A 23,022-nucleotide genomic window follows, 5' to 3' on the forward strand; every position below is an offset into this window, starting at 1 on the left:
CAACCCGCCGCCCCGGCTACCCGTTGTAGAGCCAGCCAACCCGTCGGCCGTACCTTGCGGCCAGTTTTCGCGCCTTTTTTCCGTTTCCTTGCCTATGGGCCTCAAGCTCAACACCAAAATTGTTCTGGGTTTTGTAATTGCCGTGGGCGTTCTGCTGCTCACTTCGGCCGTTGCCTGGTATAGTATTCAGCAGCTGGGGTATTACACCCGGCAGGTTGAGCACACCTATCGGGTTCTGGAAAGCGCCTCCAGCCTGCGCGGCCACCTCCGCGACGCCCAAAGCCAGGTGCGGGGTTACCTGCTGCTCAACGATAGTACCTATCTGCCCGGCTTCTACCAGAGCCAGCCCCTGATTGACGAGGATTTTGACGCTCTGCAGCTGCTCACGCTGGATAATCCGCAGCAGCAAACCCGGCTGGATACCCTGCAGCGAGGCCTGCGTGAAGAAATAACCTTTCTGGAGCGCTGGGCCAAGATGCCACCATCTACGGAGGTGGTGCGCCGGCTGGTGCGCGAAGACCGTGCCCGGCAGATGGCACTGCGGGAACTGATTACGCGCATTCAGGTTAATGAGAAAGTGCTGCTGAAGGAGCGCCAGCGTCGGCAGGACTTCTTTGAGAATACCACCCCGGCGGCCATCGTTATTTCGGCCATTCTGGCTACCATTATTGTATTCTGGCTGTTCACCAAAATCACCCGGGAGCTGCGCGCCAACGAGGAGCTACAAGCGGAGCTCACGCGCACCAATGCCGATGTAGCCCGCCGCATCAGCATTATCGAGGCCCTGGCCAACCGCGTAGTAGCGGGCGACTACACCGTAAAAATTTCCGACCAGGAGCAGGATAGCCTGGGCAATCTGGCTACCTCGCTCAACCACATGACGCAGGCCCTGGATACCAGCTTCACGGCCCTGGAAAACCGCAACCGGGAGCTAGACCAGTTTGCTTACGTGGCCTCCCACGACCTGAAAGCTCCCCTGCGCGGAGTGGTAACCGTGGTGAAGTGGATTGAGGATGAATTGCCCCACGAACTCAGCCCCCAGATGCGCCAGTATCTGGATATGATGAAGGGCCGGCTGCACCGCCTGGAAGACCTGATTAACGGACTGTTGGCCTACGCCCGCGCCGGCCGCACGGAGCGCAAGCTGGAAGAAGTGAGCGTGCAGCAGCTGGTGGAGGAAGTAACGGAGCTGGTGGTGCCGCCTACGTTTCGGGTGGAAACGCCGGCGCCGCTGCCCGTGCTGACCACCGACCGGCTTAGCTTACAGCAGGTATTCACTAACCTCATCGGCAACGCCGCCAAGTACCACAACCGCCCCGATGGCCTTATTACCGTAACGGCCCGCGACCTGGGCGAGTGTTTCGAGTTCCGGGTGCAGGATGACGGCCCCGGCATTGCGCCCCAGTTTCACCAGAAGGTATTTCTGATGTTCCAGACGCTGCGTGACCGGAATACTGCTGAAAGCACCGGCATAGGGCTTAGCATTGTCAAGCGGATTATAGAAGAGCAGAAAGGCTCGATTCATATCGAGTCGGAAGAAGGCCAAGGCGCGGCGTTTATTTTCACCTGGCATAAATAACCGCCCCAAACCTCATCTGAAAAGCCGCAATGCAAGTATGCGTCACTGCCTGGGCAAACTCACTTTCTGGCACAACGGCCTGCCTGGCTGCAAAATTCTTCCCGCCCTTGCCCCCTGGTTCACCTTCTCACCACCTTACCATTTCATCACATGCGTTCCGTATTGCTCGTTGAAGACGACTTTTTTGATACTATGACGGCCCAGAAGGCCTTCGAGAAATTCAGTGTGCCGCATAAGCTGTACACGGCATTCAATGGCCTGGAAGCCCTGGACCTGCTGCTGGGCACCAACGGGGCCGAAGCCATCCGGCCGTTACCAGAAGTGATTCTGCTGGACCTGAACATGCCTAAAATGAACGGGCACGAATTTCTGGCCGAAATCCGCTCCAATCCGGAGCTGGCTCAGATACCGGTCTTCATCACCACCACTTCTGGTATGGATGTGGACCGGTTGAATGCCCAGAACCTGGGCGTATCCGGCTACATTCTGAAGCCACTGGATTTTGAGTCCAGCACGGATATGGTGGATAGCATAAACCTGCTGGAAAAGCTGCTACGGTAAGCGGCGGCTTTTCCGAATATTATCCGGCTTATGCAGCAACTGTTTGAAAATCCGTATTGCACTATCTTCCTCGATGAAAGTGTTCCGGCGCTCTACCAGGAGTGGCAGGGATTTGTGTCGGGAGAGCCATTGCGCGAGGCGCACAATGCCACCGTGCAGCTATTGCGCGCGCACCGCCTGAACCGCGTGCTGGCCGATACCCGGCACATGCGCGTCATTTCCCAGGCCGACCAGCAGTGGATTACGGAAAGCTACTTCCCCAGAGCCATTGCGGCCGGGCTGCGGCGGGTGGCCATTTTGCAGTCTGAGGACATGTTTAATCAGACCTCCGTGCAGGCCATTATGGCTACCGTTATCCGCAATACCCTGGTGCAGGCCGAGCATTTCCAGGACCTGGAATCGGCCAGAAACTGGCTGCGGGCCGACTAGTTACCCACCTACATGCAACACTGCTTTGCGCCGGGCTCGATGGTCGGGCCGGTGTAGCCCCGGAAGTCCAGATGTTACCCACCTACATGCAACGCTGCTTTGCGCCGGGCACTCTCACACAATCAGGGGCCCGGCGCTGGCGTTTACAAGCCAGGCAGCACTCTTACTCCTGCCGAAGAAGCAACTGCCAGTACTGCCGCCACAACCGGGCACCTTTGGACGGATGTAGCTGTTCATCGGGCAGTTGAGCCGCAGCTCGGTAAATGAGGCTGAAACTCATTGCTTCCTCACGCTGCGGACCCGTTATTTCGTTCTTTCTGCCTTTATTTAGCCCTATGTTGCTCCGCTCTCTCCCTGTTCTGGCCCTGCTTGCGCTGACGGCTCCAGTCTTTGCCCAGCAAACTCCCCGTGAGCTGAATACGCTGCCTGGTACTCCGGCCCCAACACCAGCTGCTCCGGCGGCTCCCGTAACCACCGCTCCGCCCGACACCGCCCGCCGGGCACCGGCTCCCCGTACGCTGGCCTCCCCGCCAGTCGTGCCGGACTCAGCCCGCACTCAGCGGCAGGCGCCGCTGCCACCCGCCAACACTACCCGCTACGCCGTGGGCCTCAAATCGGGGCAGGTGCTACGTGGCTACGATGTGGAGATAAAGCAGCCTGTATTCGGCCGTTCCTTTCTGCTGGTGGATGGGCAGCAGCGCTTCGAGCTCAACGACGTACGCTATTACGAAGACGAAACTGGCTTTTATGTGCGCACCACGCTGCCAGGCCGCTCCAAGCGCGAAACGACTCTGCGCCGTGACCGGGTGGGCCGCATCAGTCTGTATTCTATTACCACGCAGCAGTACATGAGTAATCCCGGCGGGTTCGGCCCGTACGGCTACGGGCGCTACGGTGGCTTTGGGTACCCGTACGGCGGATACGGGGGATACGGCGGCTACCGTACCGTTCGCACCGAGTACTTCAGCAAGGACAACGGCCCCATCGAAGACCTGAGCGTGCGGAATCTGCAATTGGCTACCATCGACAACCCCGGCTCGCAGAAGCTGCTGGCCGATGCCCGGCGCTACCAGCGCATTACCACCCTCAGCTACATTGGCGCGGGCGGGCTGTTGCTGGCCGGTACGCTCTCCAGCTTCGGCAGCAGCAACGGGTTTTCCGTTTCGCCGCTGATGTACGCAGCCATTCCGCTGGCCATTGTGCCGCTGGTTATTGGTGGCAAGTCGCAGAACAGCGTGAAACAGGCCATTTTGCTGTATAACCGCGGGCAGTAGCAACGTAACCGTTTTGTAGAATGTGAAGTCCCGGTCGGTTTCGGCCGGGGCTTTTTTGTTGTGCGGAAATCAACCCTGCGCCCCAGGCCTCCCGTAGGCAGCAGGGTGACTACCTCTCTACTTTCTTTACCTCTAGCCGAGCGGCAGGAGCTGGCGTTGTGGGTGCATGCCCGGCTGTGCGCCGAATACGGGGCGCCGTTTGCCTTTTTCAGCACCAAAGACCCCTTGAGTGAGCTGATCAGTTCCCTGCTCTCCCACCGTACCCGCAACCAGGATTCGCACCGGGCTTATCAGGAGTTACGGGCCCGCTTCCCAACCTGGGATGCGGTGCGCGACGCGTCCACGGCCGAAGTGGAAGATGCCATCAGGGCCTGTACCTGGCCCGAGCAGAAAGCCCCGCGCCTGCAACAGGTGCTACGCGAGGTAAGCCACCGCTGCGACGGGCCGTGCCACCTGGAGTTTCTGGCCGACCTTCCCATTCCGGAGGCGCGCGCGTGGCTGGAGCAGTTGCCCGGCGTAGGCCCCAAAACCAGCGCGGCAGTGCTGCTGTTCAGCACCCTGCGCCGGCCCGCTATGCCCGTCGATAGTCACCATCATCGGGTGGCACAGCGGCTGGGCCTCATTGGCCCGAAAGTGGGCGAAGCCGCCGCCCACGCCCAACTGGCCGCTCTGCTGCCCCCCGACTGGGATGCCCAGCAGGTGTACGACCACCATGAGGCGCTGATGTTTCATGGGCAGAAATGCTGCTACTTTCACACCCCTGCCTGTGGCCGGTGCGTAGTGCTGGCCCGCTGCCCGTTTGGGCAGGCGCGGGTTCGGTAATTTTCCGCAACTTTCGCTCCCATTACTCTCACTACCATGAAACCGACTTACGGCCTTCCCGCTCTGCTGTCCATCTTCGTACCGGGCCTCGGCCAGCTCATCAAAGGGCAAATTCTGAAGGCTTTTCTGATCTGGGCTGTGGGCGGGGTCATCGGATTTCTACTGGCCTGGACTATTGTGGTGCCCTTCGTTATCTGGGCCTGGAATGTGTACGATGCCTACAACGCGCCGGCCTGAGTTGTGCCCATCCTGCATCTGAAGGCCAAACCCAACGCCCGGCGTAATCAGCTGGAAGTTGCCGCTGATGGTCACGTAACGGTACGCCTGCACGCACCAGCTCAGGATGGCAAAGCCAATGCGTGTCTGCTGGGCTATCTGGCGGAAGTGTTCGGCGTGAGCAAATCCAGCATTACGCTCCTGAGCGGCCATACGGCCCCCTTCAAGAAAGTGGAAATTGCCAGTGTAACGGAGGCTGATTTTCAGGCTGTGCTCCAGCGGTTTCAGGTAGAATAGCATCCTTTGAGGGGTATCCGGCGTTGAACGGGCAACCGCCGCCGCTGATACGGCAGTGCGGTCAGGCTTCCCACTCTCTCCCCTCTTCGTATGTTTTCTTTTCCTACCTGGGCTTTAGCGGGCTTCTGGGGCTTGGTTTCGGGCTCGGCGCTGCTCCTGGGCGCGGCCATTGGCTACTTTTTGCAGGTACCGCAGCGGCTGATTGCGGCCGTTATGGCTTTCGGCAGCGGCGTGCTGATTTCCACCCTTTCGCTGGAGCTGATGGAAGAGGCCTACAAAAAGGGCGGCTTCGACTCGACGGGGCTGGGGTTTGTGGGCGGCGCGGCGGCTTATACGGCAGCCAACTGGCTGCTGGCCCGCTACGGGGCTAAACACCGCAAACGCTCTGGTGAGCACCAGAGTAAGGAGCGGGAGGCCGTACAACAAGGCAAAACCGAAGGCAGCGACGCCGGCGACGATAACGGCATGGCCCTGGCCGTGGGGGCGCTGCTGGATGGCATTCCGGAAAGCATTGTGATTGGCCTGAGTATGCTGGCCGGTGGCAGCGTGAGTATGGTGGCGGTAGTGGCCATTTTCCTGAGCAACCTGCCCGAGGGCCTCAGCAGCGCCGCCGGTATGCGCAAAGCCGGCCGGCGGCCCGCCTACGTACTGAGCCTGTGGGCCGGCATTGCCATTATTTCGGGTATTTCGTCGCTGCTGGGCTATTCCGTATTCAGCGGCTTCTCGGCGGAGGTGGTAGCTGCTACTACCGCTGTTTCGGCCGGAGCGGTGCTGGCCATGATTGCCGATACGATGATTCCGGAAGCCTTCGAGGTGGCCCACAATTTTACGGGCCTTATCACGGTACTGGGGTTTCTGGTTTCCTTCGTGCTCAGTAAGCTGGGCGAGTAACTGCCCTTGTTCTCTGCCCTGTTACACAAAAGAAGGCCACCGGATTCCCCGCCGGTGGCCTTCCACTTAAAATAATATACCCCTCATTCCTTCTCTAACCCACCTGCTGCCAGAGGGGTACCCCAGCTTTTCCGGAGGCTGGGGCTAGGTGCAGCAGGTGTTGCTGTTACGCGTTTTCCGGCGCCAGTTCGCGACGGTACATGCGTTCAAATTCTTCGTCGATGTGGTAGGTGGATTCCTCATGCTGGCTTAGGTCGAGACCTAATTCCTCCTCCTGTAGCTTTACGCGCAATCCGAAAATACGATCTGTAATTTTCAAAAGCACCCACGCCCCGACGAACGAGTAGGTTATGACGATGAACAGCCCCAAAACATGGTACCCAAAGGTGGTAAAGGTACCGTGAATGAGGCCTACTTTATCAGCAAACACGCCGGTAAGCAACATTCCGACAATACCACCCAGGCCGTGGCACGGAAATACGTCTAGCGTATCATCAATGGTAGTGCGGGAGTTCTGCCAGTGTACGGCTGCGTGGCTGATGATGGCAGCTAGGACGCCAAACAGAATACTCTGCCCGTAATCGACGTAGCCGGCCGCGGGCGTAATGGCCACCAACCCCACTACAGCCCCCGTGCAGGCACCTACGGCCGTAGGTTTGCCCCCGCGCACCACTTCAATGAGTACCCAGGCCATAAGGGCGGCGGCTGAGGCCAGGTTGGTATTCACAAACGACAGGGCCGCCAGCTCATTGGCGCCCAGCGCCGAGCCGGCGTTGAACCCAAACCAGCCAAACCATAGCAGGCCGGTGCCCAGCAGCACGTACGGCACATTGGGGGTTGAGAAAGACGAAGGCCGCAGATTAGCCGAGCGGCGGCCCAGCACCATAGCTCCGGCCAGCGCCGCTACGCCCGCCGAAATGTGCACCACGGTGCCGCCCGCAAAATCGAGTACGCCCCACTTGCGCAGGAAGCCCTCAGGATGCCACGTCCAGTGGGCCAGCGGGCAGTAAATGAACAGGCTGAACAGCACCATGAAGGCCAGATAGCCTTTGAAGCGCACCCGCTCAGCGAAGGAACCGGTAATGAGGGCCGGCGTGATGATGGCAAACTTCAGCTGAAAGGCGAAGTAGAGAATGAAAGGAATAGTAGCGGCAAATGCCGGATTAGGGGCCGTACCCACGTTGCGCAGCAAGGCAAACGTGAAAGGGTTACCAATGAGGCCATGCCAGGAGTCGCCGTAGCACAGGGAGAAACCCACGAAGTAGAATAGGACCGAAATAACACCCAGCGCCACAAAGCTCTGCAGCATGGTGCTGATGACGTTCTTGGGGCGCACCATGCCGCCGTAGAAAAACGACAGCCCGGGCGTCATAATCAATACGAAGGCTGTGGCCGTGAGCATCCAGGCTACATCGGCCCCATTGAGGGAGCCGGGAGCAGCGGCCGGGTGCGGCAACTGTACCAATGCGGCCATTAAAGCCAGTAGAAGCAGGGTACCCAGCATGAATAAGCTAAAGCCCGGACGGACAGCAGAAGTTCTAGGGGTCATATTGTCTTCAAAAGAAAAAACTCCTTACTATTTTATGTCAATATAGAATAATCAACCCAATTTTTCACTTACATACCTCTATTAACAGGGTGTATTATCATTATAGCATCAATTTTAGATAATACACACCCTAAAACTAACACCTACTTTATCCCAAGATCATAGTACCGTACCAAAAGCCAGCAAAAAGCTTATTGGTTTCCATTCACCCTGTATTTGTATAAAATTTTGTCATTTTTATTGTGATTATATTCCGAACATCTGGTATGTTTCCGGTCCAGAGTTATGGTGGCTTTTCGGAGGACGCTGCGAGTCGTGCGCCCCGGACCACAGTGTTATGAGCCGTTTGCCGACGGCTGCTTTGTGTCGTATATCTTTTCCTGAACGCCCTATGAGTACCATGTTGCTGCTACTGGCAGCTATTGTTGTTGCGTTGCTCTATCAGGACCTTGTAAAGCAGCTACGCCAGTTATCAGAGCGGCTGCAGCAGCGCGAAAAAGCCCACGCCGATTTACTGGTAACGGTAGAGCAGTTGCGCCGGGAACTGCGTTTGCAGCCTGCAGCCTCCCCCGCCCCGAGTGAGAAACCAACGGTTGCCGTCCCACCGCTAGCCGCCGAAAGCCAACGGACTCCAGTTGTTTCGGTGACTCCCCCCACGCTACCACCAGTCGCCGCGGCAGTTGTCACCCCACCTGTCGCGCCAAAAGCACCGGCTCCTTTGGTTTCGGGGCCGCCTGTTCCGCCGGTTGCACCTACGCCGCAGCAACCGATACCCGTTGCTGAGCCAGTTGCTGCCCCGCCGCCACCCGTAGCACAGCCGGTACCGCCTGCTCCTGCCCCTCGGCCAACGCCAGCTCCAACACCCGTTCCGCAAGTGCCGTCCGAGCCAACCTGGTGGGACCGAGCTGAAAAGATGCTACTGGATAACTGGACTGGTATTCTGGGGGCCGTAGTGCTGGTAATTGGCATTGGGTTTCTGGGCATTTACACCGCGCTGCGCGTGCAGGCACCGGTCCGCTTCAGCATGATTGTGGGCTTTGCGGCTGCTTTGCTGGGCCTGCACCTGTACCTGCGGCCGAAACCCTTTGCAGCCAAGCTGCATGTGTGGCTGCAAAGCAGTGCCGCTGCCGTGTTCCTGTTTGCCTGCGTGGGGGCCGTAAGTGTACCGGGTCTGCAGTGGGTGGAGGCCCCATTGAGCTACCTGCTGCTGCTGGCCGGGGTGGCAGCCAATCTGTGGCTGGCCTGGGTTGCCAGCCGCGAAGCCGTGGCAACGCTGCACGGAGTGCTGAGCCTGGTAGCCCTGGCGGTACTGCCGCATGAGCTGCTGAGCCTCGGGGCAGCAGCAGGCGTTACCATCTTCAGCATTGGCATCACCTACCGGCAGCGCTGGAAATACCAGCTGCTGCTCAGTATCGGCAGCTTCTTTGCGTTTCATCAGTACTGGCATTACTCACTGGCCAGTATGCGCGGGGAACTGCCCACGGGCATACGACTGGCGGCCATGGGTATTGTGCTGGCCGTGGGCGTGGCAGCGGCGGTGGTGCAGTACCGAAGGGTGTATGCCAATGTGCGCTTCGACGCCCTATTGTTTGCGGCTCACATTCTCAACTGGACCTGCCTGGGCATCAACCTGTACCTTTACAGCACCGGCTCGCCCTGGAAAACGGTGCCGCTGGCGCTGGGGGCCTTGTTCACGTTCTGGGTGGCGCGGCAGGCCCGGCAGCTGGGTATCCGGTGGCTATTCCGCACGGACAGCATCATTTCGCTGATGCTGGCTTTGTTTGCCGCGTTTTCTTTGCAGGGCTGGCACGCATCGGGCACGCTTATCCTGCTGTTTATGCTACTTGAAACCTTACTGGTCGCCTTTATTATGGCCCGGGAGCGGGAAACGCTGGTGTTTCAAGTGGCACTGGTGGGGGCAGTTGTGACGGGCCTGGGTCTGGTGCTGCTTAACCTGGCGTACCTCACGGCTTACTCGCCCGCTGAGCTGTACCGCAATGCCTTCATGCTGTTGCTGGCGGGTCTGCTGGGAGCCGGCTACTACCAGCTGCTCCAGCGTCAGGCCTTCTGGCCGGCCGAAGCCGGCACCCGCAGCCAGGAGATGGTGCGCACGTTTGGCAGCGTGGTGGGGCTGCTATACCTGGGCGCTGCCGCCGTGCTGGCCCGGGCTGTGTTTGGCTTTGCTACTGCTCCGGTGTCTGGTTTGCTGGCTGGTACGCTGGCCGCCGCCGGGGCCGTATTTGGCGTGGCGTGGTATCTGCGGCGCGCGGACGGCTGGTTCCGGACGCTGCATCTGCTGTGCGGACAGGCACTGCTGCTGGTTGTCATTCCGGGCCTGCATGAGGTAGGACTGAGCTGGCCGGGCACTTTCACTGTGCTGTACCTGGAAACCCTGCTGCTGGCCGGAGCATGCGGCGCAGCCACCGAAAAAGTGGCTTACCGTAGTCTGTTGGCCCTGGCGTTGGGCAGCGGCGTAGTACTGCTGCTGGCCAGTGTGGGCTCGGTGCGGGAGTTGGCGGCTGCGGTGCTGTACCAGCGGCTGGCACTGCTGTTTCTGGCGGGAGGCAGTACCTCGGGGCTGCTGCTGGCCGCAACGATGGAGCCGCTACGTCAGCGGCTGGAGCCTATTGCTTCGGCGTGGCTCTGGCAGGCTCTGCAGCTGCTTACCATTCTGTTGCTGCTGAGCGGCAGCGCCCTGCTGGCGCAGACAGTTTTCGGGCTACCGTACCCGCCCATCGGAGCATTGCTGAGTGCTTCGGCGGCCCTGGCCGGGGTGGTGTTTGGGCTGGCATACCTGTGGCAGCGGGCACCGGGCTGGTTCCGACCGGCTCATCTGGTGGCGGGGCAGCTGCTCTTGGCCCTGGGTATTCTGGGGCTGCACGAAGCCGGGCTGGCGTGGCCGGCCGCCACTACTCTGCTGTATGCCCAGGTGCTGCTATTGATGCTGGCACTGGCCTGGAAGGAAGAAACTGGATTGTACCGGGCGTGGCTGGTGGGCAGCGTGGTGCTGGCCGGGGTGCTGCCGTTTGTAGTGTGCCGCGTGGGCCTGCTGCCCGACCCGCAACGCGCAGCCCTGCTCACCGGAGCAGCGCTGGTTACCGTGGGTGTTCAGCTGCTGTTGCACCGGCGGCAGGTACTGGTGCTGGATGCGGTGCCGCTTTCCGATAACCCGCTGTACCGGGTGCGGCTACTGGGGCTGCTGCCGGCCGTACACCTGGTAGCGGCGGGCGGACTGGTATATGAATACACCTGGGCCGGCTGGGCTATGGCCGGCTTGCTGGTGGCCCTGTTGCTGCTGCGGCGCTGGGTGCGGGTGCCTGGGCTGTGGCTGGGCGTGGTGGTGACCACCGTAGCTTACCAGCTGCTGCAATGGAACCACGCGCTACCGGCCAGGGCCGCTTTCCAGCCGTTTGCGGTGCTCGGGTATCTGCTGCCGCTGGTGGCGGTGTCGGGGGTTGGTATGGCCGCATCCTGGTGGACGGCCGCCAGTCGGCACCTGCGCTGGCCTTGGCTGTACCTACTGGGTCTGCAGGCGGCGCTGTTGTGTTGGGCGGTATTTGCTCCTTTCTCTCACGCACTGCCGGTGCTGTTGTGGCTTACCCTGGCTGCCATAGCGGCCGGCACCGCCCGGCTACTCCGGCACCACCTGCCCGGCGCAACCGAGCTGCTCCGCGCCGGCTTCCCCGACCGTTTCCTGCTGCACCTGACGTATGCGCTGCTCACGGTGGCCTTCATCGGGCATTTCCATGTAGTGCTTCATCACACCGTGAGTCTGCTTGCCGGTATTCCGGCCCGCCGGCTCACGGCCGGGGCACTGCTGTTGCTGCTGGGCGCTCTGGCCTGGCAGCGCCCGCCGGCCACCGGGCCGCAGTACCGCAGTTGGCGCTATCTGCAGCCACTGCTGCCGGAGGTTGCGCTGGTGTTCGGGGGCTTTACCGTGTGGTATGAAGTCCAGACGCAGTGGCTGGCGCTGCTGTGGATAGCTGCGGCCTTTGAACTCACGCTGGGCGCGCGCCGGCTGCCGTGGCACCTGCGACGAATCCAGGCTTACGGGCTGCTGTTTTTCGGGGCGGCAGTTATCTGGAGCTGCGTTGTATCGTTGCGGTATATCGAGGCCGGACAGTTGCTCACCCTGCGCTGGGGTAGTACTGCTGCGGCTGTGGCGCTGCTCTTCGGGTATGCAGCCGTGCGGTTGCAGCAGCATACCCGACACCCGGCTTTCTGGCCGCCGGTGCTGGCACCGCTGGCGGCCCTGGGCCAGCTCCCGCCCGCCGTTCTGATTCCGGTGCTGCTATACCCGGCCTTCGTGGCGCTTACCGTGCTGCTGGTGCAGTCGTTTGATAAATCGGTGCTGACGGTGCTGCTGATGCTGGAGGTGGTAGCTGCCTTCGTGAGTAGCCTGATGCTTCGGCGGCAGGATTTGCGCTACGTGGCCCTGGCCGGTATGGCCCTGAGCCTGGCCCGCCTGTTCTTCTTCGATTTGCGCCAGACCGGTACCATTACCCGGGCCGTGGTATTTATCCTGATGGGCTTGCTGCTGCTGGGCATGAACGGGCTCTACGCGCGCTTCAAAAACCGGTTTGAGCCCCAGCCCGCGCCCGAAGAGCCGGACCCCGGGCTGCCACCAGAGCCCTCGGCGTCCGTAGAAACAATAGAATAGACAGGCCTATACGCAACTGGCTCCAGATACAGCATCTGAAGCCAGTTGTGTTTTTTTGGTGCTAGTTGCTCGCTGTTGTTAAAGTCCCACAATGGCCGCGTATGCCCCGTTCACCACTTCGGCCATACGTCGGAAATCCAGCGTATCGATGGTGTCGGAGGCTTCGTGATAGTTGTCGTTGCGCAGAAAGGACGTGTCGGTGAGCATCAGGGCCTCGTAGCCGAAGTGCCAATAGTTGCGGTGGTCAGAGAGGCTGGCCAGGGCAGTACCAACAGGCAGGTTGATACGCTGCACGTCAATATCGGCGTTGGCCTGCATCAGGCCGTGCACCTTTTCGATGAGAGGCTCCTGGCCGGTGCACCCTACCACGGTGATGAAGTTGCCGGTGCTGGGATACAGAGCGGCCAGCTGCTGGTTGGGGAAGCGCTGCGAGCCGGGCTCGTCGCGGAAGTAGCCAATCATTTCGTAGCAGAGCATGGCCCGTACCGGCGTACCCGCATCGTGCAGCGACTTGGCATGCACGTAGCTGCCCATGCTTTCGGTGGCAAAGTAGGGCGGCTCCTCGTTGGGGTAAGACACCAGCTCCACGCAGTAGCGCAACGGGGGCCGGCGGGCATGCAGTAGCCGGGCCGTTTCCAGCAGCCCCGCCACGGCGCTGGCGTTATCGTCGGCCCCGGCATGGTCGCCGAACACGTCGTAGTGCGCGCCAACCACCAGGCGCGGGGCATCGGCCGGGCCCAGGCGCAGGATGATGTTGCGGTAGCGGCGGCCATCGGCCTCGAAGGGCTGCTCCACTACCTCGCCCCCGAGCTTGCTGAACTCGGCTTTGATGTAGTCAGCGGCCTGATTCAGCGACGCCAGATTTTCGTAGTTGCGGGCGGGGCGCAGCGAAGTCAGAAACTCCACATCAGCGTAGAGGCGCTGGGGGTTGGCTTTCGTGGTGGGCATAACAGATGAAGAACGGACAGGACGCAGCATATAAAAAGTCATCCCCACCACCAGTAAAAACGAAGCAAATAGCCAATAGAAAGCCGGACGGGGCATGTAGGAAATGTAATTATGGGGCTGGATTACGGAAGTATTTTGCCTACGCCCGGCTTCATTCCGGTACACACGCTGCACGGATTCAGAATTGAGTGAGCGGAGGTGTTTGAGGGGGTGTATAGAGTATAATTATCAGAAGCTTCGACTTATTTCTTCACTCTGGAAAACAGCCCATCAAATCCTTCCCACAGAGCGATAAAGGAAGCAGCCTGCCTATTATCGGACCTATGGAGTGCACCTGCATCAATTTGAATATTTCCATATTTACTATCAATACTCATAATCCCGCTTGCATCATCGGTCCAAAAGGTAGTCATTTTAGGGTCGGTGTAAATGGTATCAATGTTAGATACAGAAACAGATTCAAATACATCTTTGGCCAAATTGAATAGGCTATCAGCCTGTGGAGCCGTAACTGCAACTTCTATTGTATCACCGGAAACCACCACTGATTTATTCAACTTTTCGTCATACTCTGACTTACTAGTCAGCCGATAAGCATACATTATTGCGTCCGGTTTTTCGGGTAGACGGTAAAACTTCATTCTTCTTCGATGCTTAGGCCTCAACTCAAGATAAGTGGGACCATCACCGCTAAAGATATTCCCACTAATTGAAGCCCTGATAGTGTAGGAGTAATCACGCTTGACTGTAAACTGCTCATTAGACTTAGACTCGCACCCAAAAAGCAACAGAGCGGTTATTACACTCAGCAACAATGCGTAAGAGTTATAGCGGTTATTATTGTCGAGCAACATGGATGTTTATTAATTATTCCCATTCAAACCTATACAAAACCTAGCAGAAACGCCGTTTCTCACTACCTTCCGGCGTCCCTTTAAGCTCCTCCCCTTTCATGCTATCGAAAACACTTTCCCGCCTGCCGCTGCTGGTGTTGCTGGCGGTGCTGTGCGCCTGCTCCAAGTCTGGTTCCGATGCCGGCCAGGACCCCAATGGCGAGGAAATCGACCCGTACCAGAACCTCGTATTCCAGTTTGCCGATGCCGTGGTGACGCCCGAGTTGCAGGACCGCTGGGATACGGTGCAGGTGGTGAGCTTCGAGCCAGCCTTGCGCGGCAAGTTCAAGTGGACGTCGGACCGGGAGCTGATTTTCTCGCCCAGCACGCCGTTTAAGCCCAGCACCAACTTCACGGCCACGCTGCGCAAGGAGGCTCTGCCCGAAGCCAAGCGCAACGCCGAGCTGCCCGAGAACCGCCAGAAATTCCACACGCCTTACCTGGAGCTGCAGGAGCCGCAGGCGTTCTGGGGCCGCTCCAGCCGGGCCGCCGGCACCGCCGAAATGCGCGTGGAGCTGCCCTTCAACTACGCCGTGAAGCCCGCCGACGTGAAGCCCCTGCTGCGCGTGACCCAGGACGGCCAGCCCGTAGCCTTTGAGGTGAGCGGGGAGCCCGGCGAGGTGGTGCGCGTGCGCCTCAACCAGCAGGTGCGCCCCGGCACGCCCCTCACGGTGGCCCTGGCCCAGGGCCTGCACGCCGTGGGCAGCGACCAGCCCAGCACCGCCGAGTACGAAACCCAGGTAACGGTGCCCGACCCCGAGGCCCTGCAGGTAATCACCATCGAAGGCTCGCTGAAAAACGCCGACCCGATGGTGCTCATCACCACCAACCAGCCCGTCACGGCTGCCGATTTGCAGAGCTACCTCAGCGTGTCGCCGCAGGTGGCGTACGAGGTGGAGGAAACGGAAAACGGCGTGCGGCTGAAAGGCGGCTTTGAGGTGGGCCGCACCTACCAGATTGGCGTGAACCAGGGCCTGCGCGGGGCGCTGGGCGGGATGCTCGGTGAAGGCGTGTCGCAGTCGGTGAGCTTCTCCGACGAACGGCCCACCATCAGCTTCGGCAGCGCCGAGAAGGCCATGTACCTCGATGCTTTGGGCTCGCGCAACCTGGGCGTGCGCATCAACGAGGTAAACCAGGTGAAGGTGACTATTGCTAAGGTGTACGCCAACAACATTCAGCAGCTGCTGCGCGGCGGCACCCAATATGGCTACCCCGAGTACGACGGCGAGGAAAGCAATGAGGAAGAAGGTGACGGCGGAGAATACGTGGACCGCTCCTTCCAGTACTACGACGTGGAGAACCTCGGCAATGTTCTCACCGAGCGCACCTACACCGTGTCGGGCCTGCCGAAGGCGCAGGGGCTGCGGCTGCTGAACCTGAACCTGAAGGATCTGGAGTTTTCGGGCGGGCTGAAGGGCCTGTACGTGATACGCGTGCAGGATACCGAGCGGCAGTGGCTACAGGTGAGCAAGCTGGTGGCCGTGTCGGATATCGGGCTGATTGTGAAGCAGGGCAAGGCCGGCAGTACGCTGGTGTTTGCCAATTCCATCCGCAACGCCAAGCCGCTTTCCGGGGTGGAGCTGCGTTACATCAGCACCAATAACCAGGTGATGGGCACCGGCCTCAGCAACCACGAGGGCGTGGCCCGCTTCGACAGCACGGCTGCCAACGGCCGCTTTAAGCTGGGCATGGTGATGGCCCAGCAGGGCAACGACTTCACCTTCCTCGACCTGAGCCGCAGCCGCGTGGAAACCTCCCGCTTCGAAGTGGGCGGCCTGCAAACCAACGCCGCACGCTACCAGGCCTTCCTCTACGGCGACCGGGACCTGTACCGCCCCGGTGACACCATCCAGACCAACACTGTACTGCGCACCGACGCCTGGCAAGCCCCGCCCAAGGGACTGCCGGTGAAAATCCGGCTGCTGCTGCCCACCGGCAAGGAGTACGCCAGCCTGCAGAAAACCCTTAATGCGGCCGGCTCCTTCGAGGCCCGCTTCATCCTGCCCCCGGCCGTGATGACCGGCCTCTACACCCTGGAAGTGCTGACTGGCAACGACGTGCTGCTGACTTCGCGCCAGCTGTCGGTGGAGGAGTTTATTCCGGACCGCATGAAGGTGACGGTGAAGGCCGACCGCGCCGTGGTGAAGCCCAGCCAGTCGGTTTCGGCCCTGATTACGGCCCAGAACCTGTTTGGCCCCCCGGCCGCCGACCGCAAGTTTGAAGTGGAGTTTTCCTTGAAGGAAAAAGCCTTCAACCCCAAAGGCTACGAGCAGTACACCTTCGCCATCAACAGCGGCGAGCGGCGGCGCGGCAACTACGGCGACCTGGAATCGACGCCCATTGCCGACCGGTTCGAGAAAACCACCCGCGAAAGCACCACCGACGCCGCCGGGCGCGGCACCGCCACCTACCAGGTACCCGACTACACCGACCTGGGCACGCTGGAAGGCGCGGCCTTCACCACGGTATTCGACGAAACCGGCCGCCCCGTGAACCGCCTGGCTACGTTTGAAGTGCAGACTCAGCCGGTGCTGTTCGGTATCAGGAGCGCCGATGATCTGGTGAGCACCGGCCAGCCGCTGGCCGTGCAGCTGGTGGCCCTCACGCCGGCCGGCAAGCCTACCCAGGCCCAGGCGCAGGTGCAAATCGTGCGTTTGCTCTGGGAAACGGTGATTGAGCGCCAGGGCGGCCGCTACGTGTACAACTCGCAGAAGCGCGAGGAAGTGGTGCTCAACCGCACCATTCCGGTGTACGGCAGCAGTACCTCCGATGCCAACCTGGGCTTCTCGCCCACCTACTCCGGCGAGTACGAAATCCGGGTGGCGCGGCCCGGGGCCAGCACCTACGTGGCCCGGCGCGTGTACGCCTACGGCTACGGCGACACCCAGAGTAACTCCTTCGAGGTGAACAACGAGGGCGAGGTGACCATTGAGGCCGACAAGCCCAAGTACCAGCCCGGCGACGTGGCCCACCTGCTGCTGAAAACGCCCTTCCCCGGCCGCGTGCTCGTGACGGTGGAGCGGGACTTGGTGCTCGACCACTTCTACGTGACCACCGACGAGAAATCGGCCAAGGTGGACGTACCCATCCGGGGCAACCACGTGCCCAACATCTACGTGACGGCCACCGCCATCCGCGAAATCAAGGACAACCGCCTGCCGCTCACGGTGGCCCGGGGCTTCGTGCCGCTGACGGTGGAGAAGCCCGGTGCCCGCCTGCAAGTCGCCATCAAAGCGCCCGCCCAAAGCCGCTCCCAGACGGCCCAGACCATTGAAGTCACCACCGCCCCCGGCGCGCAGGTGACGCTGGCCATGGTGGACGAGGGCATTCTGCAGATGAAGGACTACCGCACGCCCGACCCCTACGGCTACTTCTACCAGAAGCGCGCCCTGGAAGTGCAGGCCTACGACGTGTACCCCTTCCTGCTGCCCGAGCTGAGCACCAGCAGCACTGGCGGCGACGGCTACGACCTCTCGCGCCGCACCACGCCCGTGCCCAACCGCCGCGTGCGCCTGCTGGCCAAATGGAGCGGCGTGCTCACCGCCGACGCCAGCGGCAAGGTGCGCTACAAACTGCAAATCCCCCAATTCAGCGGCGCCATCCGCATCATGGCCGTAGCCTACAAAGGAGACGCTTTCGGCTCGGCGGAACACACCATGCGCGTGGCCGACCCGGTGGTTATTTCCACGGCCCTCCCCCGCTTCCTCAGCCCCGGTGACACGATTGACGTGCCCGTAACGCTGACGAATACGACGAAGTATCGGATAATAGGTGGCGTAAGGATATCCACTTCCATGCATCATTCTGAAGATCCTCTGATTCGGATTCAAACTAAAGACGACCTAGACCCTAAGAAGAATGATGGTGGTATATATGAGGAAGAATTGCGTGGCCTTCGGATTGATCTAGCGCCTAACAGAGAGCAACGTGTTGTTTTTCGAGTGGCAGCAGCACACATAGGAAATTCTCGAATAAGTATGAGTGCTCGGGTTAGACAAATAGGAGCTCCACAGCTTAATAAATCAAAACAACCATCTGATCCTTATCAATTTTTCCACGAAACCATCGAGTTACCCATCCGCCCCGCTTCGCCGCTGCAGAAGCGCACGGGGGCGGGCGTGGTGGCGGGCGGCGCGGCCCAGCAGCTGAACCTGAAAACCGACTTCCTGCCTTCCTCCCTGCGGAGCCAGCTGGTGGTGAGCCGCTCGCCGATGACGGAGTTTGCGAAGGACCTGCGCTACCTGCTGCAATACCCCTACGGCTGCCTGGAGCAAACCGTGTCGGCCGCCTTCCCGCAGCTGTACTACGGCGACCTAGCCGCCACCCTGGGCCAGAAGAACGACCTAAGCACTAAGCCCAAAGCACTAAGCACTAAATACAACCCCAACTACCACGTGCAGGAAGCCATCCGCAAGGTAGAAGCCCAGCAGATGTACAACGGCAGCCTCAGCTACTGGCCCGGCGGCGACTACGACAACTGGTGGGCCACGGCCTACGCCGCCCACTTCCTGTTGGAAGCCCAGCAAGCCGGCTTCGACGTGAACAAGAACGTGCTGGACCGGGTACTCCGCTACCTGCAGGCCCGCGTCCGCAAGCGCGAAACCGACACCTACAACATCATCCAGACCGGCGGCGTGATTCAGCCCGTGACGCTGGCCAAAAAGGAAATTGCCTACTCGCTCTACGTGCTGGCCCTGGCCGGCCGCCCCGATGCCGTGGGCCTGAACTACTACAAAGCCAACCGCAAGCTGCTGCCCGAGGATTCGCGCTGGGTGCTGGCCTGCGCCTTCGCCCTGAGCGGCAACCAGCGCAGCTACCGGGAAGCCCTGCCCACCCGCTTCGGGGTGCAGTCCATAGCCGGCCGCCAGCTCGGCGACGCCTTCTCCTCCCCCATCCGCGACGAGGCCCTGGTGCTCAACGCCCTGCTCGCCGCCGACCCCGCCAACGCCCAGGTGAACGTGCTGGCCCGCCAGCTCAGCCGCCAGGTGAAGCAGGCCGGCTGGCTCAGCACCCAGGAACGCGCCTTCGCGCTGCTGGCCCTGGGCAAGCTGGCCCGCAAAAACGCCGGCAGCACCGTCACGGCCAGTCTGCTGGCCGACGGCAAGGCCATCGGCAACTTCTCGGGCAAGGACCTCACGGTAAGCAACGTGGCTAACCGCCAGCTGGCCCTGCGCACCAGCGGCAAAGGCAGCCTCTACTACTTCTGGGAAACCGAGGGCATCTCGCCCACCGGCCAAGTGCGCGAGGAAGATGTCTACCTGCAGGTGCGCCGCCAGTTCCTGAGCCGTACCGGCCAGCCCGTAGGCAGCACCAGTTTCCGCCAGAACGATTTGGTAGTGGTGAAAATCACCATCCAGTCGGCCGAGTCGGCCGGGGAAGTCAAGAACGTAGCCATCACCGACCTGCTCCCCGCCGGCCTGGAAATCGAAAACCCACGCATCGGCGCCGTGCGCGACATCACCTGGGCCACCGACGCCGCCCAACCCGACTACCTCGACGTGCGCGACGACCGGATCAACCTTTTCACCACCGTCACGCCCGCCTCCAAGGCGTTCTACTACCTCTGCCGCGCCGTTTCCAAAGGCACATTCAAGCTGGGGCCAGTGAGTGCCGACGCTATGTACAACGCTGAGTACCACAGCTACGCCGGCAGCGGCGTGGTGCGGGTGCGGTAAACAACAACCTGTCATCCTGAGCGGAGCGAAGGACCTTATCACATGGGTAAGACTCCTGCGTAATAAGGTCCTTCGCTCCGCTCAGGATGACAGGATAGTTTTGCTATACCCCCTTAAACACCTCTGCCCATTCTACCGCTAACCCAGTCATGGTTGCTACTGGAATAGGGCCCGGCTCAAAAAATTCGCCGCGCAACTCATAGTGTCCTCCTTCGAGCGTATAAACCACTATGTTCTTCAACCCATAATTCACCATCCAGTATTCCGGCACGCCATTTTCTTCATACAGGTCAAACTTGGTTTTGCTGTCATGCGTGGTATTACCGGGGCTCAGGATTTCGATTATCCAGTCAGGGGCACCTACACAGCCGTATTCGTCCAGCTTATTCTCGTCGCAGACCACACAGATATCGGGCTGTACTACGGTTGAAATCTGCGCATCACCATTGGGCGTTGAGGTAGTAAGGCGCACATCAAACGGAGCGAAGAAAACCTCACACGACGTGTTGTCAAGGCGCTGATCAATGGCCCGTACTAGTTGGTGGCGCACACGAGGTGCAGGACTCATCAGACGCACCTTCCCCCGAATCAACTCCACAAACTCATCCAACCGCCACGAGAGATAATCGGCTGAAGTGTAGGTTTTGGTGAGGTCGAGCTGGGAAATATCGGTGATGACGGGCATGGTAGCAGCAGCGGAGAACCAAACGAATATACGACGCAAATCAACCCGCGCGGGATGCGCATCCGCTAACTTGCTCCAATGAAACGCCGCCCTCTTTACCGTCTGCTGGCGGGCCTTGGCCTGTTGCTGCTGCTTTTGCTGGGGCTGGATTGGGCGTTTCCGGTGCCCCCGGCCCCGCAGTACTCGCCCCTGGTGCTGGCCGCCGACGGCTCGGTGCTGCACGCCTACCTCAACCCCACCCAGAAGTGGCGGATGAAAACCGAGCTGCGCGAGATTACGCCGGTGCTGCGGGCCGCCATCATTGAGAAAGAGGACCGGTGGTTTCGGTGGCATTTCGGCGTGAATCCCGTGGCCCTGGTGCAGGCGGCCGGGCGCAATCTGTTCGGCACGGGGCGCACCACCGGGGCCAGCACCATTACCATGCAGGTGGCCCGGCTGCTGGAACCCAAGGAGCGCACGTTGCCCAATAAGCTGCTGGAAATGGTCCGGGCGGTGCAGCTGGAGGCCCACTACAACAAGGACGAGATTCTGCAGCTGTACCTGAACCTGGTACCCTACGGCGGCAACGTGGAAGGCGTGAAATCGGCCGCTTTGCTCTATTTCCAGCAAACGCCCGACTACCTCTCCCTGGCCCAGACGGTAACGCTGGCCATCATCCCGAACCGGCCGCGGGGGCTGGTGCTGGGCAAGAACAACGCGGCCGTGCTCCGGGAGCGGAACCGGTGGCTGCGGCGCTTCGGGGCGGCCGGGCTGTTTCCGGCGCAGGACGTGGCCGATGCCCTGCTGGAACCCCTGAACGTGCAGCGCCACCCCGCCCCCACCCTGGCCCCGCACCTTTCGCGGCGGCTGGTGCGGCAGTTTCCGCACACAGCCATCATCCGCAGCAGCCTGCAGCGCAGCAAGCAAAGCAAGGCCGAAGACCTCACGCTGGGCTACGTGCGCCGCCTGCGCGAGCTGGGCATCACGCAGGCGGCCGTGCTGGTGGTCAACAACCGCACCCGGCAGGTGGAAGCCTACGTGGGCTCAGCCGATTTCCGGGACTTCGGGAGCCAGGGCCAGAACGACGGCGTGGTGGCGGTCCGCTCGCCGGGCAGCACGCTCAAGCCGTTTCTCTATGCGCTGGCTATGGACCAAGGCCTCGTTACGCCTAAGCTGCTGCTGCCCGACGTACCCACTAACTTCCAGGGCTACCGCCCCGAGAACTTCGACAAGCACTGCAACGGCGAAGTAACGCTGGAGCGCGCCTTGGCCTACTCGCTCAACATCCCGGCCGTGCGCGTGCTCAACCAGCTCGGCGTGCCCGCCTTCACCGAGAAGCTGCAGCAGGCCGGCTTCCAGAATGTGAAGCGCAACCGCCCCCAGTTGGGCCTGAGCAGTATTCTGGGTGGTTGCGGGGCATCGTTGGAGGAACTAACAAATCTGTATGTGACGCTGGCTGATGCCGGGCAGTACGCGCCGCTGCGCTACCGGGCACCCCACCCCCCGGTCCCCTCCCCTCCGGGAGAGGCGGAGCCTGACGAAGACGTTGAACGAAATTATTCGGCTCCCCCTCTCCCGGAGGGGGGTGGGGTGCTCCGGCAGAACGGCAACCAGCTCATCTCCCCCGCCGCCGCCTTTCTCACCACCGACATCCTCAGCCAGCTCACCCGGCCCGATTTGCCATTGGGCGCGGCCAGCAGCATGCGCCTGCCCAAAGTGGCCTGGAAAACCGGCACCAGCTACGGCCGCCGCGACGCCTGGAGCATTGGCTACAACCGGCAGTACACCATCGGCGTGTGGCTGGGCAACTTCAGCGGCCAGGGCAGCCCGGCTCTGACTGGAGCCGACGTAGCCACGCCTCTGCTGTTCGACCTCTTCAACGCCTTGGCCTACAACTCGCCCAACGACTGGTTTGCGCCCCCGGTGGCGCTGGATTTCCGGCTGGTGTGTACCGAAAGCGGGCTGGTGCCGGGTGAAAACTGCCCCCATCAGGTAATCGACTACTTCTTGCCCAACGTGAGCAGCGGGCAGCGCTGCCAGCACCAGCGTGAGGTGCTGGTATCGGCCGATGGCGGGTTTGCCTACTGCCGGGCATGCGCACCAGCGGCCGGCTACCGGCGCGAGCTATACCCCAACCTGCTGCCCGAGGTGGCGGCCTACAAGGAGGCCCAGGGCATTCCGTACCGCCGGCTGCCGCCCCACAACCCGCAGTGCCAGCTGGTGCGCGGCGGTCCGGAAAAGGCCCCCAGCATCACCTCGCCCACCGCCAACACCGAGTACGTGCTCAACGCCCACGAGCAGCAGCAGCTCCTGCTGAGCTGCACCACCGACAACGAGGTACGCCAAGTGCACTGGTACGTGAACGACCAATTTCTGCGCACGGCCCGGGCCACCGAGCGGGTCTTTTTCCGGCCCCAGCCCGGCCCCCTCAAAATCTCCTGCGCCGACGACCACGGCCGCAACACCGACGTGCTGGTGACGGTGACGGAGCTGGAATAAGGCACTCACAGAGTAGTGTGTGTTGCGTAGTTCGCACCCTCGAGTTTGAAGCCGCTGATCAGGCC

At 61.0% G+C, this 23,022-nt stretch carries 15 protein-coding genes; 11 read left to right on the forward strand and 4 right to left on the reverse strand.

Going from position 1 to position 23,022, the window contains the following annotated elements; all coding sequences use genetic code 11:
* Window positions 1-94: 94 nt before the first annotated feature.
* The 8 genes from EI291_RS12345 to EI291_RS12380 all read left to right on the forward strand — a co-directional run bounded on the left by EI291_RS12345 (window position 95) and on the right by EI291_RS12380 (window position 6,069).
* Window positions 95-1,579 (forward strand): sensor histidine kinase, encoded by a 1,485-nt coding sequence (locus EI291_RS12345; protein ID WP_170172621.1) that lies wholly within the window; start codon window positions 95-97, stop codon window positions 1,577-1,579.
* Between the two features lie 150 nt (window positions 1,580-1,729).
* Complete coding sequence (locus EI291_RS12350) at window positions 1,730-2,140, forward strand: response regulator (protein WP_125420287.1); 411 nt, start codon at window positions 1,730-1,732, stop codon at window positions 2,138-2,140.
* Window positions 2,141-2,170: 30 nt separating this feature from the next.
* Window positions 2,171-2,569, forward strand: coding sequence for an STAS/SEC14 domain-containing protein (locus tag EI291_RS12355; protein WP_125420289.1), 399 nt, complete (start codon window positions 2,171-2,173; stop codon window positions 2,567-2,569).
* A gap of 335 nt (window positions 2,570-2,904) precedes the next feature.
* Window positions 2,905-3,843 (forward strand): hypothetical protein, encoded by a 939-nt coding sequence (locus EI291_RS12360; RefSeq protein ID WP_125420291.1) that lies wholly within the window; start codon window positions 2,905-2,907, stop codon window positions 3,841-3,843.
* 105 nt (window positions 3,844-3,948) lie between these two features.
* Window positions 3,949-4,665: an endonuclease III domain-containing protein gene (locus EI291_RS12365; RefSeq protein WP_125420293.1), complete on the forward strand. Its 717-nt coding sequence runs from the start codon at window positions 3,949-3,951 to the stop codon at window positions 4,663-4,665.
* A gap of 36 nt (window positions 4,666-4,701) precedes the next feature.
* Window positions 4,702-4,902, forward strand: coding sequence for a hypothetical protein (locus tag EI291_RS12370; protein ID WP_125420295.1), 201 nt, complete (start codon window positions 4,702-4,704; stop codon window positions 4,900-4,902).
* A 3-nt stretch (window positions 4,903-4,905) separates the two neighbouring features.
* Complete coding sequence (locus EI291_RS12375) at window positions 4,906-5,178, forward strand: DUF167 domain-containing protein (protein ID WP_125420297.1); 273 nt, start codon at window positions 4,906-4,908, stop codon at window positions 5,176-5,178.
* Between the two features lie 90 nt (window positions 5,179-5,268).
* Complete coding sequence (locus tag EI291_RS12380; protein WP_125420299.1) at window positions 5,269-6,069, forward strand: ZIP family metal transporter; 801 nt, start codon at window positions 5,269-5,271, stop codon at window positions 6,067-6,069.
* A 166-nt stretch (window positions 6,070-6,235) separates the two neighbouring features.
* Here EI291_RS12380 and EI291_RS12385 read toward each other — a convergent pair whose 3' ends face one another.
* Window positions 6,236-7,543, reverse strand: coding sequence for an ammonium transporter (locus EI291_RS12385; RefSeq protein WP_240635527.1), 1,308 nt, complete (start codon window positions 7,541-7,543; stop codon window positions 6,236-6,238).
* 949 nt (window positions 7,544-8,492) lie between these two features.
* Between EI291_RS12385 and EI291_RS12390 the strand changes: the two genes are divergently transcribed.
* Window positions 8,493-12,278 carry a DUF2339 domain-containing protein gene (locus tag EI291_RS12390; protein ID WP_148103406.1) on the forward strand — a complete coding sequence of 1,262 codons (3,786 nt, stop codon included), beginning with the start codon at window positions 8,493-8,495 and terminating at the stop codon, window positions 12,276-12,278.
* Window positions 12,279-12,356: 78 nt separating this feature from the next.
* Here the strand turns inward: EI291_RS12390 and EI291_RS12395 are convergent, their stop codons facing one another.
* Together EI291_RS12395 and EI291_RS12400 are read right to left on the reverse strand one after the other, a co-directional pair.
* Window positions 12,357-13,226 (reverse strand): M28 family peptidase, encoded by an 870-nt coding sequence (locus EI291_RS12395; protein ID WP_125420305.1) that lies wholly within the window; start codon window positions 13,224-13,226, stop codon window positions 12,357-12,359.
* Between the two features lie 242 nt (window positions 13,227-13,468).
* Entirely contained in the window at window positions 13,469-14,080 is a 612-nt protein-coding gene (locus tag EI291_RS12400) for a hypothetical protein (RefSeq protein WP_125420307.1), read from the reverse strand.
* A 98-nt stretch (window positions 14,081-14,178) separates the two neighbouring features.
* On the opposite strand from EI291_RS12400, the gene EI291_RS12405 reads away from it, so the two are divergent.
* Entirely contained in the window at window positions 14,179-19,794 is a 5,616-nt protein-coding gene (locus tag EI291_RS12405) for an alpha-2-macroglobulin family protein (RefSeq protein WP_125420309.1), read from the forward strand.
* A 103-nt stretch (window positions 19,795-19,897) separates the two neighbouring features.
* On the opposite strand, the gene EI291_RS12410 is transcribed toward EI291_RS12405, so the two are convergent.
* Window positions 19,898-20,479 carry a Uma2 family endonuclease gene (locus tag EI291_RS12410; RefSeq protein ID WP_125420311.1) on the reverse strand — a complete coding sequence of 194 codons (582 nt, stop codon included), beginning with the start codon at window positions 20,477-20,479 and terminating at the stop codon, window positions 19,898-19,900.
* A 78-nt stretch (window positions 20,480-20,557) separates the two neighbouring features.
* Between EI291_RS12410 and pbpC the strand changes: the two genes are divergently transcribed.
* The gene (gene pbpC, locus EI291_RS12415) at window positions 20,558-22,957 is read left to right on the forward strand and encodes a penicillin-binding protein 1C (protein ID WP_125420313.1); all 2,400 of its coding nucleotides are present in this window, start codon (window positions 20,558-20,560) and stop codon (window positions 22,955-22,957) included.
* Window positions 22,958-23,022 lie beyond the last annotated feature (65 nt).

It is taken from the genome of Hymenobacter rigui (genome assembly GCF_003944715.1).
GTDB lineage: Bacteria > Bacteroidota > Bacteroidia > Cytophagales > Hymenobacteraceae > Hymenobacter > Hymenobacter rigui.